At 62.3% G+C, this 16,209-nt stretch carries 15 protein-coding genes and 1 other RNA gene; 6 read left to right on the plus strand and 10 right to left on the minus strand.

The genetic code is table 11. The annotated features are described in order from the left end of the window. The 8 genes from ASD99_RS07475 to ffs all read right to left on the minus strand — a co-directional run bounded on the left by ASD99_RS07475 (position 1) and on the right by ffs (position 7,843). Complete coding sequence (locus ASD99_RS07475; protein WP_056584813.1) at positions 1–1,644, minus strand: ABC transporter substrate-binding protein; 1,644 nt, start codon at positions 1,642–1,644, stop codon at positions 1–3. A gap of 254 nt (positions 1,645–1,898) precedes the next feature. After that, a complete protein-coding gene (locus ASD99_RS07485) occupies positions 1,899–3,092 on the minus strand; it encodes a lytic murein transglycosylase (protein ID WP_156388940.1) in 1,194 nt (397 codons plus the stop codon). Between the two features lie 82 nt (positions 3,093–3,174). Next, the gene (gene recR / locus ASD99_RS07490) at positions 3,175–3,780 is read right to left on the minus strand and encodes a recombination mediator RecR (protein WP_027039603.1); all 606 of its coding nucleotides are present in this window, start codon (positions 3,778–3,780) and stop codon (positions 3,175–3,177) included. 97 nt (positions 3,781–3,877) lie between these two features. Then, a complete protein-coding gene (locus ASD99_RS07495) occupies positions 3,878–4,810 on the minus strand; it encodes a cell wall hydrolase (RefSeq protein WP_056584808.1) in 933 nt (310 codons plus the stop codon). A gap of 254 nt (positions 4,811–5,064) precedes the next feature. Further along, positions 5,065–5,472, minus strand: coding sequence for a hypothetical protein (locus ASD99_RS07500; RefSeq protein ID WP_057143146.1), 408 nt, complete (start codon positions 5,470–5,472; stop codon positions 5,065–5,067). A 12-nt stretch (positions 5,473–5,484) separates the two neighbouring features. Further along, positions 5,485–5,808 carry a YbaB/EbfC family nucleoid-associated protein gene (locus tag ASD99_RS07505; RefSeq protein ID WP_057143147.1) on the minus strand — a complete coding sequence of 108 codons (324 nt, stop codon included), beginning with the start codon at positions 5,806–5,808 and terminating at the stop codon, positions 5,485–5,487. A 30-nt stretch (positions 5,809–5,838) separates the two neighbouring features. Beyond that, the gene (locus tag ASD99_RS07510; protein ID WP_057143148.1) at positions 5,839–7,641 is read right to left on the minus strand and encodes a DNA polymerase III subunit gamma/tau; all 1,803 of its coding nucleotides are present in this window, start codon (positions 7,639–7,641) and stop codon (positions 5,839–5,841) included. A gap of 105 nt (positions 7,642–7,746) precedes the next feature. Next, an RNA gene (ffs, locus tag ASD99_RS31880) (signal recognition particle sRNA small type) lies at positions 7,747–7,843 on the minus strand. Between the two features lie 172 nt (positions 7,844–8,015). Here ffs and ASD99_RS07515 point away from each other — a divergent pair. From ASD99_RS07515 to ASD99_RS07525, 3 genes are read left to right on the plus strand one after another with little or no spacing between them, the layout of a single operon-like run. After that, a complete protein-coding gene (locus ASD99_RS07515) occupies positions 8,016–8,435 on the plus strand; it encodes an HIT domain-containing protein (protein WP_057143149.1) in 420 nt (139 codons plus the stop codon). 41 nt (positions 8,436–8,476) lie between these two features. Further along, the gene (gene nudC, locus ASD99_RS07520) at positions 8,477–9,421 is read left to right on the plus strand and encodes an NAD(+) diphosphatase (protein WP_057143150.1); all 945 of its coding nucleotides are present in this window, start codon (positions 8,477–8,479) and stop codon (positions 9,419–9,421) included. A 37-nt stretch (positions 9,422–9,458) separates the two neighbouring features. Further along, positions 9,459–9,761: a Dabb family protein gene (locus tag ASD99_RS07525; RefSeq protein ID WP_056584791.1), complete on the plus strand. Its 303-nt coding sequence runs from the start codon at positions 9,459–9,461 to the stop codon at positions 9,759–9,761. Between the two features lies 1 nt (position 9,762). Here ASD99_RS07525 and ASD99_RS07530 read toward each other — a convergent pair whose 3' ends face one another. Next, on the minus strand, positions 9,763–10,626 hold the full coding sequence (locus ASD99_RS07530) for a prephenate dehydratase (RefSeq protein WP_057143151.1): 864 nt from the start codon (positions 10,624–10,626) through the stop codon (positions 9,763–9,765). Positions 10,627–10,670: 44 nt separating this feature from the next. Further along, a complete protein-coding gene (locus tag ASD99_RS07535; protein ID WP_056584787.1) occupies positions 10,671–11,399 on the minus strand; it encodes a 3-deoxy-manno-octulosonate cytidylyltransferase in 729 nt (242 codons plus the stop codon). 192 nt (positions 11,400–11,591) lie between these two features. Here ASD99_RS07535 and ASD99_RS07540 point away from each other — a divergent pair, with 192 nt between their 5' ends. The 3 genes from ASD99_RS07540 to ASD99_RS07550 all read left to right on the plus strand — a co-directional run bounded on the left by ASD99_RS07540 (position 11,592) and on the right by ASD99_RS07550 (position 16,185). After that, the gene (locus ASD99_RS07540; protein ID WP_057143152.1) at positions 11,592–12,284 is read left to right on the plus strand and encodes a c-type cytochrome; all 693 of its coding nucleotides are present in this window, start codon (positions 11,592–11,594) and stop codon (positions 12,282–12,284) included. 155 nt (positions 12,285–12,439) lie between these two features. Beyond that, positions 12,440–14,317: an extracellular solute-binding protein gene (locus ASD99_RS07545; protein ID WP_057143153.1), complete on the plus strand. Its 1,878-nt coding sequence runs from the start codon at positions 12,440–12,442 to the stop codon at positions 14,315–14,317. Then, the gene (locus ASD99_RS07550; RefSeq protein ID WP_057143154.1) at positions 14,317–16,185 is read left to right on the plus strand and encodes an extracellular solute-binding protein; all 1,869 of its coding nucleotides are present in this window, start codon (positions 14,317–14,319) and stop codon (positions 16,183–16,185) included. Before ASD99_RS07545 ends, ASD99_RS07550 begins: the two co-directional genes overlap by 1 nt. Positions 16,186–16,209: the final 24 nt, after the last annotated feature.

The following is a 16,209-nucleotide window of genomic DNA, read 5'->3' on the forward strand; positions in this document are numbered from 1 at the left end:
CTATTCCTTGGAAACCGGCCCGACGAAATTGCTGTCGAAGCTCGGGCCGAGCGCAAAACCCTTGAGGCTCTTGCGCAGCCCTGCGACTTCCAGCTGCTGGTGGATGACGACGAAGGGGCTGGTGTCTAGGACCTTCTTCTCAAGGTCCTTGTACATATCGGCGCGCTTGCCCGCATCCTTTTCGAGCAGCGCCGCTTCCGTTTCCTTGGTCAGGTCCGGAATGTCCCAGGCGTTGCGCCAGGCCAGCGTCTTGGACTTGCCCGCATCCGAATTGTCCGGGTTCGAGGCAAAGGTCTGGGCATTGGAGTTCGGATCGAAATAGTCCTGACCCCACTGGCCGATATAGATGTCGTGGTTGCGGGCGCGATACTTGGTCAGAGTCTGCTTGCCGTCGCCGGGGATGATCTCGAGCTTGATACCGGCCTGACCGAGCGTCTGCTGGATCGATTCCGCCATGCCGGTCGTCGGCTGGCCGGTGCGTACGTCCATGGTTACGCTGAAGCCGTCGGGCAGACCGGCCTTGGCCAGCAATTCCTTGGCCTTGGCGACGTCGAGCTTGAACGGATTCTCGTCGAGTTCACCGAGCACGCCCTTGGGCAGGAAGGTCTGGTGGATCTCGCCGATGCCCTTGAGGATGGTCGAGCTCAAGGCATCATAGTCGACCAGATATTTGAACGCCTGGCGCACCTCCGGCTTGGCCAGGTTGGCGTTCTTCTGGTTGAGGCTGATGTAGTAGACCGTGCCCTTCGGCGCGCTGGTGGTGGTGAGGTCGGCGTTCTTGGCGATGGCGTCGAGGTCGTTCGGCTCGAGATTGCGGGCAACGTCGATGTCGCCGGCTTCGAGCGCCAGGCGCTGGCCCGAGCTTTCCTTCATGTTGCGATAGATGACGCGGGCAAGCTTGGCTTTTTCGCCGTGGTAATTGTCGTTGCGCTCGAGAACGACAGCCTCGTTGGCGCGCCATTCGCGCAGCTTGAAGACGCCGGAGCCGGCATAGCCGGTCTTCAGCCAGGCATTGCCGAAATCATTGTCCCATTTGTAGTCGGCGCTTGGCGTGACCGCCGCGACATGTTCCTTGACCAGCTTGGCATCGACCACCGAAGCGACCGTTGCCGACAGGCAGTTCAGCACGAAGCTCGGCGCATAGGCCTTATCGACGGTGAACTGGAAGGTGCTGTCGTCGACCGCCTTGGCCTTTTCGGTGACGTTATCGCCGCTGATGCCGAATTGGCCGATGATGAAGGCCGGGCTCTTGTCCAGCTTGACGGCGCGCTCGAACGACCAGGCGACGTCGGCCGCGGTGATCGGATTGCCGGAGGCGAATTTGAGGCCGGGCTTGAGTTTGAAGGTGTAGGTCAGGCCGTCGTCGGAGACAGTCCAGCTCTCGGCGAGGTCGCCCTTGACCTTGGAGGTGTCGCTGAGGTCGAGACGGACCAGCAGATCATAGGTGTTGCCGGTGACCTCGGCGGTCGACAGCTCGAACGCCTCGCCTGGATCCATGGAGATGATGTCGTCGATCGCGAAACCTTCGACCAGCGTGTCGGCGGGCGTGACCGCGTCGGCTGGTGCGCCGGCCAGAAGCAGCGCGGACATGGCTGCACCCGCGAGCAAGAAGCGGGAGCGTAGAGCAAACTTTTCCATCATCATCGTGATTGTTCCCTGTTTTGTTGATCCCTGAGTTCCCGGCTCAGGATTGCAGTATTCTTTTCGAGGCCACAACGGCCCTCTACCCACTTACCGTCGTGGTTTTTGTCCATTTGGTCAACACCATATCCGGCGACCCGCCAGCCGGCAACGAGCATTTGCAAGACGGCGTATTGGACCAGAACAGCCAATGGCGAGTCGACGCATGCGCGGGCTATTCAATGTCGCCAATCGGGAAAAATCTGCTAATTTCGCGGCTACTTCAGCGCTGCGACCAGGTCGGCATCAGGAAAGCAGGTGGCGGCGCGGCCGTTCTTGGCTTGCCATGTGCCGATCGAACGGCGGGTCTTGAAGCCAGGCAGGCCATCGGCGCTGCCGACATCATAGCCCTTGGCTTCCAACGCCCGCTGCAGGGCGGCGATTTCCGAACGGTGCAGCCCGCCGACCGCGCCCCAGTTGCCGGCAAAATTCTGATCGCCATGGGCGATGCGATCGGCGCCATGGCCGATGAACAGCGCGTAGAGGTCGCTGGTGTTGTACTCCTTCAGCACATAGAAATTTGGGGTAGCGATAAAGGCCGGGCCGCTGCGCCCGGCCGGCATCAGCAGAAACCCCTCGGCCTTCAACTCACTCGCCGGAAACGGTTTGCCGCCAACGCGTTTGATGCCCATTGCCGCCCATTCGGAGATCTTCTTGCCCTGGTCCGGGCCTTCCAGCGAACAGGAAACACTTTCCGGCACGGTCACCTCGGAACCCCAGCCGCGGCCCTTCACCCAGCCATAATGGACGAGATAGTTGGCGATCGAGGCCAGCACGTCCGGCGTCGAGTTCCAGATGTCGACGCGGCCGTCGCCGTCGAAATCGACGGCATGTTTCAGGAACGATGTTGGCATGAATTGCGGCTGGCCGAGCGCGCCAGCCCAGGACGATTTCATCGCACCGACGGGGGCCAGCCCGCGCTCGGCTATCTCGAGTGCCGCAAGCAACTCGGTGCGGAAGAAATCCTTCTTGGTCGACATGAACGCCTTGGTGCCCAGCACTTCGAAAGCGTTATAAGGCATCTTGGCCGCGCCGAAGCCGGTCTCGCGGCCCCAGATCGCCAGCAGCACTTCGCCCGGCACGCCATAGCGCTTTTCTATGGCCGCGAGTGTCCTGGCATTGGTGGCTTCACGCGCGCGGCCGCCTGCCGTCACCGCGCGCACCGTCTTCTCGGCAAAATAGGCGCCGGGTGAGCCGAATTCGGCCTGGTGCTGCTTCCGCGGCGTGGTCGCCTTCTCGCCCGGCTTGACCAGGTCGGGCAGCTTCAGATTGGGCTTGATGCCGTCGAAGGCGGCATCGAAGATTTGTTTGGAAATGCCTTTGGCCTTGGCCTGCGGCCAGAGGTCGTTCTGCAGCCATGCGCGGAACTGGTCGTCGATCTTTGCGGCAGAGGCGGGAGCGACCGAAACCATCGCCACAAAGACGAGGCAGACAAAGATGAAGGCTGATTTCACGAAAGCAGGAATCATTTGCTTCTCCTGCCCGACAATTGCGTCAAAACGCCGTCCGCGAGCGCAGCGCCGCGGCCAGCGTGCCCTCGTCGAGATAGTCGAGTTCGCCGCCGACCGGCACGCCATGCGCCAGCCGTGTCACCTTGATGTCGAAGCCGGATAGCTGGTCGGTGAGGTAATGCGCGGTCGTCTGGCCCTCGACCGTCGCGTTGACGGCGAGGATGATCTCCTTGACCTCGCCACCAGCGACGCGATCGACCAGCGAGCGCATGTTGAGCTGGTCGGGGCCGATGCCGTCGAGCGGCGACAGCGTGCCGCCGAGCACGTGGTAGCGCACATTCATCGCCGCCGCACGCTCCAGCGCCCACAGGTCGGAGACGTCCTCGACGACGATGATGGTGCCGGCATCACGGCGCGGATCGGTGCAGATCATGCAAGGGTCCGATGTATCGACATTGCCGCAGGTCGAGCAGATGCGCACCTTGTCGGCCGCCTCGGCCATGGCGGCGGCCAGCGGCGACAGCAGCTGTTCCTTCTTCTTGATCAGATGAAGGGCGGCACGCCTGGCCGAACGGGGCCCCAACCCCGGCACCTTGGCCAGGAGTTGGATCAGGCGTTCGATCTCGGGACCGGCGATTCGCTTGGACATCGCTCTGATCTAGAATTTTTCAGCGCGCTTTGAAACAGCCCACGTCGGCACCGGATCCGCCATGTTGAATCGGCGGACCCTATGGAGTGCGATTCGTTCAGTTGGCTTCGAGCGGCCGGCCCTGGCTGACAATCATCGCGCCGATGGCGTCTGTGTTGTCAGGTGTCGACTGGAACCCCATCGACGCCTCTTGCGGCGCGTCCTCAACCGAGGAGATAACCTTTGTCCTTGTGTTCAAGATTCCGCCAAAACGGGCGGCATCCGGTTCCTCCATCGGCTCCTGCATCGCCACCACCGTCGGCTCCGCCGAGACACGCGCGGATTTCGCGGCCGGCGCAGCGGCTGCGGTCACATAGGTCTGTTGGGCAGGAGCGGATCGAACGGCTGTCATCCTGGCCGGAAGTGCCGGCTCGGCGGATGCAACCAGCGTCACCGGCGCGGCTGACTTGTCGGGCGCAACCGAGGCAATGGCGACCTGCGGCTCATCCGGCAGCGGCTGCCAGTTGCGGCCGCGCTTCTCATAGAAGGCATTGCCGCCGGCAACCATGGTGTAGTGCATGTTCTTGTAGGGGAAGCGCAACCCGGCAGTGTGGAAATACATCGTGTTCTTCAGCTTCACCTTGCGCTCGCCCTTGAGGACGGCGTCGGCTGCCTCCTCGACATCGGGCATCGCCCGCGAATTCATTGGCCGTGTCATGACGCCGGGCGCGAACTGCCCGCGCTCCCCCACCACTTCGCAGATGGTGCTGCCGTGGTTGCCGGAGCGCAGCCGGTTCATGACCACCGTGCCGACAGCGATCATGCCATCACGGCTTGAACGGTTGGACTCGAAGAACATCGCCCGTTCCAGGCATTCCTTGTCCTTCGGCGTATGGCCATAGGCCCGGGAGCTCAGGAAACTCGGCGTGATGGCGTCGGTCAGGCTGGCGACGGACATGCCGTGTGAAGTGGTCTGGCTGCAGGCAGCCAAAAACAGGGGTGAAATGACGGCGCCGAACAACAGCGGCGTCTTCCATCGCGTGGAAATCAAAAGGTAACCCTCTCACTTCGTGCCCGCCCCCAGGCTGCGGCAAGAATGAGACACTTTCGGGCAAAATGATGGCCAAAACGTTATTAACAACGCACTGTTGCCAAATTGGCACAATTTCGTGGCTTTCCAGATAGATCGAGCCATCATTTCACAAAAGCGATGACCGCTCTCTCTTTGTTTCGCCGCAATTGCCGGGGAAAGCGCCAGCTCTTTTTCCAGGGATAACCGCGTCACGTTTTTGCCTGGAACCGGACCTATCGCCCGGCCGCAACCGCGGCCGGCTGGCCAGGTTCGAGCTCCTCGACCTTCTCCGAAAACAGGCCGCGCCGGAGAAACAGCGTCCGCGCATCCCTGGCCGTCGGCGCGATCTTTGCCGGCCAGTCGCTTTCGATGAACTCGGCCCTGGTGAAGTCCGGATTTGTCTCGCTGGCCGCTTCCAGGAATTCGGCGATCTCCAGCACGATGGCGCGCTCGTCCTTCGAAAGCGCCGACGTGCCGGCTTCGATCGACGGGCGATGGACGAAATCCTCGAACAGATTGAAGTAACCCTTGATGCCGACGAGATCGACGCCACCGTCGCAGTCAGCCAGGATTTCCAGGACCTCGTAGAGCCTGTTGCGGATACGCTGCTCGATCAATCTTTCGGAGGGCTCTTCGGTCATGGGCGCCGAACGCTAGAAGGGCAATTTCATTCCCGGCGGGATCGGCAGACCGGCGGTCAGCGCCTTGGTCTTTTCCTGCACGATCTGCTCGACCTTGGTCTTGGCGTCATTGTGGGCGGCCAGCACCAGATCCTCGAGGATCTCGACATCTTCCTCCTTGAACAAGGATGGATCGATCTTCAGCGACTTCATCTCGAATTTTCCGGTCAGCGTCACGTTGACCAGGCCGCCGCCCGCCTGGCCGGACGCTTCAAGCGTGGCGATCTCATCCTGCATGGCCTGAAACTTGGCCTGCATTTCCTTCGCCTTGCCCATCAGGCCGAGAAGATCTTTCATGGTCGGGTCCTTTGCGGATTCGTGGCTGGATCAGGTTTCATCGTCGTCACCCGGCGGCTCGACGGGCACGTCGGCCTCTGCCGTTTCGGCTTCCGGCGCGTCTGGAATGCGCACGTCGATGATCTTGGCGCCGGGAAAGCGCGCCAGAATGGCGGCCACCGTCGGGTCGCTCTTGGCATCGAGGAAGGCGTTCTCGCGCTTGGCCGATTCCATTTCGGCAAGCGTCTGGCCACCCTCTTCCTTCGACAGCGAGACCAGCCAGCTGCGGCCGGTCCAGGCGCGCAGCTTCGTCGTCAGGTCGTTGAGCAGCATCTTGGGCGCGTCGCTGGTCAGGCCGACATCGATCCGGCCGGGGTCGATGCGCACAAGGCGGATATAGCTCTTGACCTGCACCTTGAAGGCGATGTCGCGCTGCGCATCGGCCAGGGCAATGATGTCGGCCAGCGATTTCAGCGGCGCCGATTGCGTCTCCACGACCGGTTCCGGCGGAGCGACGAAGGCGGCGGGGGCAGGCGTGGCTTCGACCAGCCGCATGGTCTGTGCGCCGCCCGACCCGGCAGGCATGCGCGTCTGCGCCACCGCGCTGGCGCCACCGCCATTGCCGGAACCTGCGGGCGCACCATTCGGGCGCGGCGCGCCATTTTGCACCGGCGCCGTGCCCTCAAGCGATCTCAGCGCCTCATCCAGCGTCGGCAGGTCGGCGGCGTGAGCGAGCCGGATCAACACCATTTCGGCGGCACTCACCGGCCGGTTGGAGGACTGCACCTCGGGGATGCCCTTGAGCAGCATCTGCCATGTCCGCGACAGCACCCTGACCGACAACGTCCTGGCGAAATCCGCGCCGCGCTGCCGCTCGTCCTCGGATAGCGAGGCATCCTCGATGGCCGTCGGCACGAAACGCAGCCTGGTGACGAGGTGGTTGAATTCGGCAAGATCGGTCAGCACGGCGGCCGGATCGGCGCCGGTGTCATACTGCGAACGGAATTCGCCAAGCGCTGCCGCTACATCGCCCTTCATGACATGCTCGAACAGATCGACGATGCGGGCGCGGTCGGCGAGCCCCAGCATCGCCCGAACCGCATCGGCACTGACGGAGCCGGCGCCATGGGCAATCGCCTGGTCGAGAATGGAGAGCGAATCACGGGCCGAGCCTTCGGCGGCGCGCGCGATCATCGCCAGCGCATCGTCGTCGACCGAAATGCCTTCCTTGGCCGAGATCGAGGACAGATGCGCGACCAGCGCGCCGGCGTCGATTCGCCTCAGGTCAAAACGCTGGCAGCGCGACAGGACGGTGATCGGAACCTTGCGGATTTCGGTGGTGGCGAAGATGAATTTGACGTGCGGCGGCGGCTCTTCCAGCGTCTTCAGCAGGCCGTTGAAGGCCTGCGTCGACAGCATGTGCACTTCGTCGATGATGTAGACCTTGTAGCGGGCCGAGACCGGCGCATAGCGCACGCGCTCGATGATGTCCCTGATATCGTCGATGCCGGTGTGCGAGGCGGCATCCATTTCGATCACGTCGACATGGCGGCCTTCCATGATCGCCTGGCAATGCTCGCCGAGCACGGCAAGGTCGACCGAAGGCTGGTCGATATCAGCGGTTTTATAGTTCAGGGCGCGCGCGAGTATGCGCGCCGTCGTGGTCTTGCCGACGCCGCGCACGCCGGTCAGCATCCAGGCCTGGGCGATGCGGCCGGTGGCAAAGGCATTGGTGAGGGTGCGCACCGTCGGCTCCTGGCCGACCAGTTCGGAGAAGTTCGAAGGACGGTACTTGCGCGCCAGAACGCGATAGGCGACGGCCTTGTCCGTTCCCGAATTTCCGGCTTCGCTCATTCGCCCGTAAAGCTCCAAATGGCCACACACGAAGGCGGCCAATTCCTGCGCATAGTCTCGCCCGCGCTGCAATGCGTCGTCAATGTCGCGAGAGGGGCCGGTGAGGCGGGAGGCTGGAACAATGACCCGTTCCGGGCTCGTTAGGGCTGCTTCCTTCCGGACCTGACCCGGTTGGCGAGTGGACCGTCCACCACCAACCTCCCGCTTTCCATATCGGCAATTGTGCGACGAAATGCAAGTGCGCCGAGGAAATCGTAAAAATATGGAATTGGCGCACCAAACCGTGAGCGGCGCAATGATTCGCTTGCAGCCCCCTTGCCGCCGCTCTAGCGTTCCTGCGTTTGAGGAAACCAAGAAAAGCAAGGGAAACGCCGATGCTGCCGGGCCTGAAGGCCGGATTCACGCTGGACGCCCGGCTGGAGGCGGACAGCGAGCAGTTGATGTGGCTTGGGCTGTGCGAACTGCGCGTGATGAACGACCGTCGCTGGCCATGGCTGCTCCTGGTGCCGCAGCGGCCGGGCGCGGAGGAAATCCACGACATGACGCCGCTCGACCAGGCGATGCTGACCTTCGAGACCAATATGGTGGCACAGGGACTGAAGAAAGCGACCGGCTGCACCAAGATCAACACCGGCGCGCTCGGCAACATCGTGCGCCAGCTGCACATCCATGTCATTGCGCGTTCGGAAGGCGACCCCGGCTGGCCAGGCCCGGTGTGGGGGCACGGCCTGCGTGAGCCCTATCAACGTTCCGACCTGCGGCGGTTTGCCGAAACGATCAAGGCGGCGCTATAAGCGTTCCCCGTGTCCATCCTGCAACGTACGCCAGAGTCTCCATGAGCTTCCGCCTGTTTGACGCGCCCTTGCGCGAGCCGAGCCAGTTCGTCGGCTTTGCCGGCAACACCATCGACCGGCAATCCGAGAACCGCGCCGACGATTCCGTCGACAAGGCGCTCGCCGATCCGGCGACACGGCTGCTTCTGATGAATGGCGGCCGGCTCTATCTGAAGCTCGGGGATGGCAGTGGTCTCGACCCCTGGTTCGGCGCCGCCGAGAGCGAGCCCTTCAAGGTTTCCCTGGCGCAAGGCATCCTGCTCGGTTTTTCCGAAAAAGGACCGGTGCTGGCCGTGCCGGCCGGCGTTGACGCCGAACAATTGCCGGAAACGATCAAGGCCATCGACTATCGCTCGGTCTACATGCAAGGGCTGATCGACGAGGCAGCTGCCGGCGCGATGGCGCAAGGGGCGGCCCTGCTTGCCTGGCACGCCAGCCATCGTTTCTGCAGCAAATGCAGTACCGAATCGCAGATGCGGGCCGGCGGCTACAAGCGGCATTGCCCGAATTGCGGTACCGAGCATTTTCCACGCACCGACCCGGTGGCGATCATGCTGACGGCGACGCGGGAGAAGTGCCTGCTCGGGCGCGGCCGGCATTTCGCACCAGGCATGTACTCGGCCCTTGCCGGCTTCATCGAGCCGGGCGAGACGATCGAGGCGGCGGTGCGCCGCGAGACGCTGGAGGAGGCCGGCATCAGGCTCGGCCGCGTCGTCTACCACGCCAGCCAGCCCTGGCCGTTTCCCTATTCGCTGATGATCGGCTGCTTTGGCGAGCCGCTCAACGACGATATCCAGGCCGACCTCAACGAGTTGGAGGACTGCCGCTGGTTTGCCCGCGACGAGGTCCATCTGATGCTGACCAGGGAGCATCCCGGCAATTTGATCACGCCACCGAAAGGCGCCATCGCGCACCACCTCATCCGCGCCTGGGTCGACTCGGAATGATGGCAGCGATTATTGAAAGACATTGCAGGAGCAGGACATGATCCGTCACACCGTCGTTTTCACGCTGAAGCATCCGCCGCACTCGCTGGAGGAAAAGAGGTTCCTGGTCGACGCCAAGAAAATCCTCACCGCGATCAGGGGCGTCACGCATTTCGAGCAATTGCGGCAGATCAGCCCCAAGAACGACTATCATTTCGGCTTCTCGATGGAGTTCGCCGACCAGGCTGCCTATACCAGGTACAACGACCATCCAGACCATGTCGCCTTCGTGCGCGACCGCTGGGTGCCGGAGGTCACGGCGTTTATGGAGATCGACTACGTGCCGTTGGGCTGGGGCTGATTTAATCCGCCACTTTCCACTGCTCACGCGACGCGCTGGCCGGATAGACGCCGAGAATCCGCACTTCGCGCGAGAAGAAGCGAAGCTCTTCCAGCGCCAGCTTGACCAGCGGATCGTCGGGATGGCCCTCGATGTCGGCGTAGAACAGCGTCGCCGTGAACGCGCCCAGCTGATAGCTCTCCAGCTTGGTCATGTTGATGCCGTTGGTGGCAAAACCGCCCATCGCCTTGTAGAGCGCGGCCGGCACGTTGCGGACGCGGAAGATGAAGGTTGTCATCATCTTGACGTCGGGTGACGGACGCTCCGCCCATTGCTTGTTCTTGGTCAGGACGACAAAGCGGGTGACGTTGCTGTCCGTGTCCTCGACATTTTGCTCGATGATGTCGAGCCTGTAGAGCGTCGCGGCCAGCGCCGGCGACAGCGCCGCCATGGTGCGGTCCTTGACCTCGGAGACCATCTTGGCGGCGCCAGCCGTGTCGCCGGCGACGATCGCCTTCCAGCCGTTCTTGCGGATGTATTTGCGGCACTGGCCAAGCGCATGGATGTGGCTATGCACCGTCTTGATCTCGTCGCGCTTGACGCCCGGCAGCACCATCAGCTGGAAATGAATGGGCAGGAAATATTCGCCGATGATGTGCAGCTTCGATTCCGGCAACAGATGATGGATATCGGCGACGCGCCCGGCAATGGTGTTCTCGATCGGGATCATGGCGAGGTCGGCCTTGCCCGTCTCGACCGCGTTGAACGCGTCTTCGAAGGTCGGACACGGCAACGGCTCCATCGAGGGATAGACGTTGCGGGAAGCGGTGTCGGAATTGGCGCCCGGCTCGCCCTGGAAGGATATTCTGTTGGTCTTTTCAGGCATGGGCCAATTCTCGATTCAAGGGGTCTCAGCTTCGAAGGGATTTTTCAGTTTGCAAGGATGGTTCTGGCGCGTTCGAGGTCTTCCGGCGTGTCGACGCCAAGCGGCAGCGACTGGACTATCTCGGCGTCGATGCGCATGCCGGCCTCCAGCGCCCGCAGCTGTTCCAACCGCTCGCGGCGTTCCAGCGGCGACGGCTTCAGCGCGACAAAACGCTCGAGCGCGGCGCGACGATAGGCATAGAGGCCGACATGGTGATAGAGCGGTCCCTCGCCCCAGGGTGCCGTGGCACGGGTGAAATAGAGCGCCCTCAGCCTGGTGCCGGAGAGCGGCGAACCGACGATCTTGACGACATTGGGATTGGTCTTTTCCTCGTCACGGACGATCTCGACGCCGAGCGTGGCGATGTCCACCGCGCTATCATCGAACGGCCTGAGCGACGCGGCGATGATCTGGGGATCGATGGTCGGCAGGTCACCCTGCACATTGACGATGGTTTCGACCTTGCGCTCAGGATCAAGCGCGACCAGCGCCTCATGGATGCGGTCGGAGCCGGATTCGTGGTCCGTGCGCGTCATCACGGCCTCGAAACCATGTGCGCGCACCGCTTCGGCCACGCTTTGCGTGTCGGTCGCCACCACCACCCGGCCAAGGCCGGCCTCGGCGGCGCGGCGGGCGACATGGACGATCATCGGCGCGCCGGCGATGTCAGCCAACGGCTTGCCCGGCAGGCGGGTCGAGGCCATGCGGGCCGGGATCAGGATCAGCGTGGACATCTCGGGTGCAAGGCGTCTCAAAGAGGACAAGGAAAGTGGCAAAAGGTCTCACTGGAAGCGCCCTTATAGGTGTTGCAACGCCGCAGCAAAAGACCTAGTTTCCGCCCGATTTGACCGCCCTGGCAGGGTGGGTCACGATACCGACGGACGGAGTGGACGGTTCGGTCCGCCGGAAAAGGGAGCAAGGGGCGTATGGATTCCAACGAAGTCAACAAACTGCTCGCCGGATTGCTCGGAACCGTTTTCGTCGTCTTCTCGGTCGGCCTTGTGTCCGATGCGCTGTTTGCATCACCGCCGCCGGAAAAGCCCGGCTTCGCTATCGAGGCCGCCGAGCCAGCCGAAGGCGGCCCGGCCGCGCCGGCTGCCGAAGCCAAGCCGATCGCCGACCTGCTGGCGACCGCCAATGTCGAGCAGGGCGCCGCCATCTTCAAGAAATGCCAGGCCTGCCATTCCGGCGAAAAGGGCGGCCCCAACAAGGTCGGCCCCGATCTGTGGGACCTCGTCGACCGCCCGGTGGCCGAGCATGCAGGCTTCGCCTATTCGGCCGGCATGAAGGAATTTTCCAAGGGCGGCACCGAGAAGTGGACCTACGACAACCTCAACCACTTCATCACCTCGCCTAAGAAATTCGTGAAGGGCACCGCGATGGGCTTCGCCGGCCTGCCCAAGGACGAGGACCGCGCCAACGTCATTGCCTATCTGCGCACGCTGTCCGACAATCCCAAGCCGCTGCCGGCGCCGGGCGCTGCCGCCGACGCAACCGCGCCCGCCAAGCCTGCCGATGCAGCAGCCCCGGCCAAGCCGGCTGAAGGGGCCGCGCCAGCCAAGCCAGCAGCGCCCGCCGCACCAGCTCCTGCCGCTCCAGCACCGGCGCCTGCCCAATAACCAGATATCATCTCGACGACCTTGAAAAAGCCGGGTTCAGCCCGGCTTTTTTGTTAGGAATAGCGCATATGCGGCGACAAAGCCGCGCATGGCGGTTTTCACGAGCGCCAAATCATCTAGATTGCCCATAACGGGCATTGCTAAGAGGATAGTGCATGACGGTTGGCCGAACGCTTCTCAAGTCGATGCTGGCGGCAGCGCTTCTGGCGGCGGGATTGCAGGCTGCCCGCGCCGATGAATGGCGCACCACCTCATCGTTGATCGGCGAATCCAAATACGGCGACAATTTTCAGCACTACGACTACGTCAACCCGGACGCGCCCAAGGGCGGCACGCTGAATTCGGTGGTGCCCGGCACCTATGACAGCTTCAATCCCTATATTGTGCAGGGGTCGCCGGCCGCCGGCCTCGTCGGGTTCGGTGGCGGACTGCTTTACGACACGCTGATGGAGCAGGCTACCGATGAGGGCAGCACCAGCCATCCGCTGATCGCCGACGCTTACAAATATCCGGTCGACTATTCCTCCGCGACCTACCGGCTCGACCCGCGTGCCAAATGGCATGACGGCCAGCCGATCACCGTAGACGACGTAATCTGGTCATTCCAGGTGCTCAAGGCCAACAGCCCGCAATACAGCCGCTATTTCGAAAACGTCACCGATGCGGTGGCAATCTCCGACCGCGAGGTCGAGTTCCATTTCAACCAGAAGGGCAACCGCGAACTGCCCAAGATCATCGGCGACCTTGCCGTGCTGCCGAAACATTGGTGGGAAGGCACCGACGCCAACGGCAAGAAGCGCGACGTCACCAAGCCGACGCTGGAAATTCCGCTTGGGTCCGCCGCATACAAGATCGCCAGCTTCAAGCCGGGCTCGGAAATCATCTGGCAGCGTATGCCGGACTACTGGGCGGCCAAGCTACCGGTGAAGATCGGGCGCGAGAACTTCGACACGCGACGCTACACCTATATCCTCGACGACAACGCCGCGTGGCTGGCCTTCACCAAGGGCGGGCTGGAGGACATCAACCGCGAATACAGCTCGCGCAAATGGGCGACGGCCTACAATTTTCCGGCATTCCAGGCCGGCGACGTCGTGAAGAAGGACTTCCAGACCAAGGCGCCGGAACCGATGCAGGGCTTCGTCCTCAATCAGCGGCGGGCGCTGTTCCAGGACCGGCTGGTGCGTGAGGCGCTGACCATCCCGTTTGATTTCGAGAGCATGAACCGCACCCTGTTCTTCGGCTTCAACACCCGCACATCGAGCTATTTCCAGGGCACCGAACTTGCGTCGAGCGGATTGCCGCAAGGCCAGGAACTGGAGATCCTGGAAAAATACCGCGACAAGCTGCCGCCCGAACTTTTCACCCAGGAATTCAAGCTGCCGGTCTACGATTCGCCGCAAGCGGAACGGAAGTACCTGAAACAGGCGGTCGATCTTTTCGCCAAGGCGGGCTGGATGATCAAGGGCGGCAAGATGGTCAATGCCAAGACCGGCGTGCCGTTCAAGTTCGAAATCCTCGGCTGGAACGACACCGATCAAGTGATCGCCAGCCCCTACATCGCCAATCTGCGCAAGATCGGTGTGGACGCCACTTTGCGCATCATCGACCAGACCCAGTACATCAACCGCGTCAACAATTTCGATTTCGATGTCGTCACCGGGATTCTGCAGCAGTCGGATTCGCCGGGCAACGAGCAACGCGACTTCTGGAGCTCTAAAGCCGCCGACTCGCCAGGTTCGCGCAATCTGATGGGCATCAAGAATCCGATCGTCGACGCACTGGTCGACCGCATCATCTTCGCCACCGATCGCGACGATCTCGTCGCCGCCACCCACGCGCTCGATCGCATCCTGCTGTGGAATTTCTACGTCGTGCCGCAATATTACCGGTCCGCGGTCTGGCTGGCCTACTGGAACAAGTTCGGCTTTCCAGACAAGCAACCCGCCTATGTCGGTGCCGACATCGATTCCTGGTGGGTCATTCCCGACAAGGAAAAAGCGCTGGCGGCCAAATACAGGGGCGGCGATTGATGGCGGTCCTGCCTCGTCGCGACTTTCTCGCCCTCGGCACGGCAGCAGCTGCGGCAACTCTGCTGCCCGGCAAGGCTTTTGCCGAAATTGCGACCGGCACCAAGCTGCATGGCCTGTCGGCCTTCGGCGACCTCAAATACAAGCCGGATTTCACACATTTCGACTACGTCAATCCGGATGCCCCCAAGGGCGGCCAGATGAATTTCGCGCCGCCGAACTCGACCCTCAATCAGAGCTTCCTGACTTTCAACACATTGAATTCACTGGTGTTGAAGGGGGAGGCGCCGCCGCGCACCGAACTCTGTTTCGATTCGCTGATGACTAGCGCGCTCGATGAGCCGGATGCGGTCTATGGCCTGCTTGCCGAAACCGTTACCCTGTCGCCAGACCGCAACGGTTTCCGCTTCGCGCTGCGACCGCAAGCGCGTTTCCACGACGGCTCGCCGCTGACCGCGGAAGACGTTGTCTTCGCGCTGAAGCTTTATAAGGACAAGGGCCATCCGAACCTTTCCCAGGCGTTGCGGTACATGACCGACGCGGTTGCGGCCGATCCCGCCACCCTCGATCTCACCTTCAATGGCGAACAGTCGGCGCAAAATATCCTCAAGATCGTGGGAATGCCGATCGTCTCCAAGGCCTTTTATACGGCCAATGATTTCGATGCCTCGACGATGACACCGCCACTTGGCTCGGGACCCTACAAGATTGGGCGCGTGGCGGCCGGACAGACTGTCGAATATGACCGCGTGGCCGACTATTGGGGCCGCGACCTCCCAGTGAACCGAGGCCTCTACAATTTCGACCGCATCCGCATCGACTTCTATCTCGATCGGCAGGCCGCCTTCGAAGCCTTCAAGAAAGGTGACACGCATTTTCGCGAGGAATTCACCGCGCGGGTATGGGCGACAGGCTATGACTTTCCGGCGCTGAAAGGCGGCAAGGTGGTCAAACGCGAATTTCCCGGTGAGAAAACGCCCTCCATGCAGGCTGCCGCGCTGAACCAGCGGCGTCCGCAGTTCCGCGACGAGCGGGTGCGGCAGGCGATAGCCAGGTGTTTCGATTTCGAATGGATGAAGCGGGCTTTGTTTTTTGGCTCCTACGAGCGCTCGCAATCGAACTTCGAACGGTCGGATTACAAGGCCGAAGGCATGCCCTCGCCCGGGGAATTGGCGCTGCTGGAGCCGTTCCGGGCCGAATTGCCGCCGGAGGTCTTCGGCGAAGCGGTGGTGCAGCCTGCCTCCGACGGTTCGGGCCACGACCGCAAGCTGCTGGGCGAAGCTTCGAGATTGCTCGCGCAAGCCGGCTGGAAGCGCGCGGGCAGTTTCGTCGTCAACGACAAGGGCGAGCGGCTGCGTGTGGAAATGCTGGCGGAGGATGACGGCATCGTTCGCATCTTCACCCCATGGTCCGAGAATATGAAGGCGATCGGGATCGACACCTCGATCCGGCAGGTCGATTCGACGCAATATGAACAGCGACACAGCGACTTCGACTTCGATCTCACCGTGCTCGCATGGTCGATCGGGGCGACGCCGACCGACGACGGCCTGGAGATTCTCTATGACTCTCGAATGGCGAAAACGCCGGGGCAGCGCAACTATCCCGGCACCGAAAGCAGGGCCATCGATGCGCTGATCGTGGCAGCCGGCAAGGCGAAAAGCCGAATCGAACTCGTCACGGCGCTCAGAGCGCTCGACCGGGTCTTGCGCGCGCGGCTGGACTGGATTCCAACATACTATCTGGCGAATCATCGCGTCGCCTATTGGGACATGTTCGGCTTTGTCGAGCAGAAACCCGATTTCGGCTTTCCGGTCGAGACGCTGTGGTGGTTCGATAAAGGCAAGGCGGCAAAAATTGGCAAAGGCTGAAATGTTCGCTCAACGGGGGCAGAA

Source organism: Mesorhizobium sp. Root695, from assembly GCF_001428185.1.
GTDB lineage: Bacteria > Pseudomonadota > Alphaproteobacteria > Rhizobiales > Rhizobiaceae > Mesorhizobium.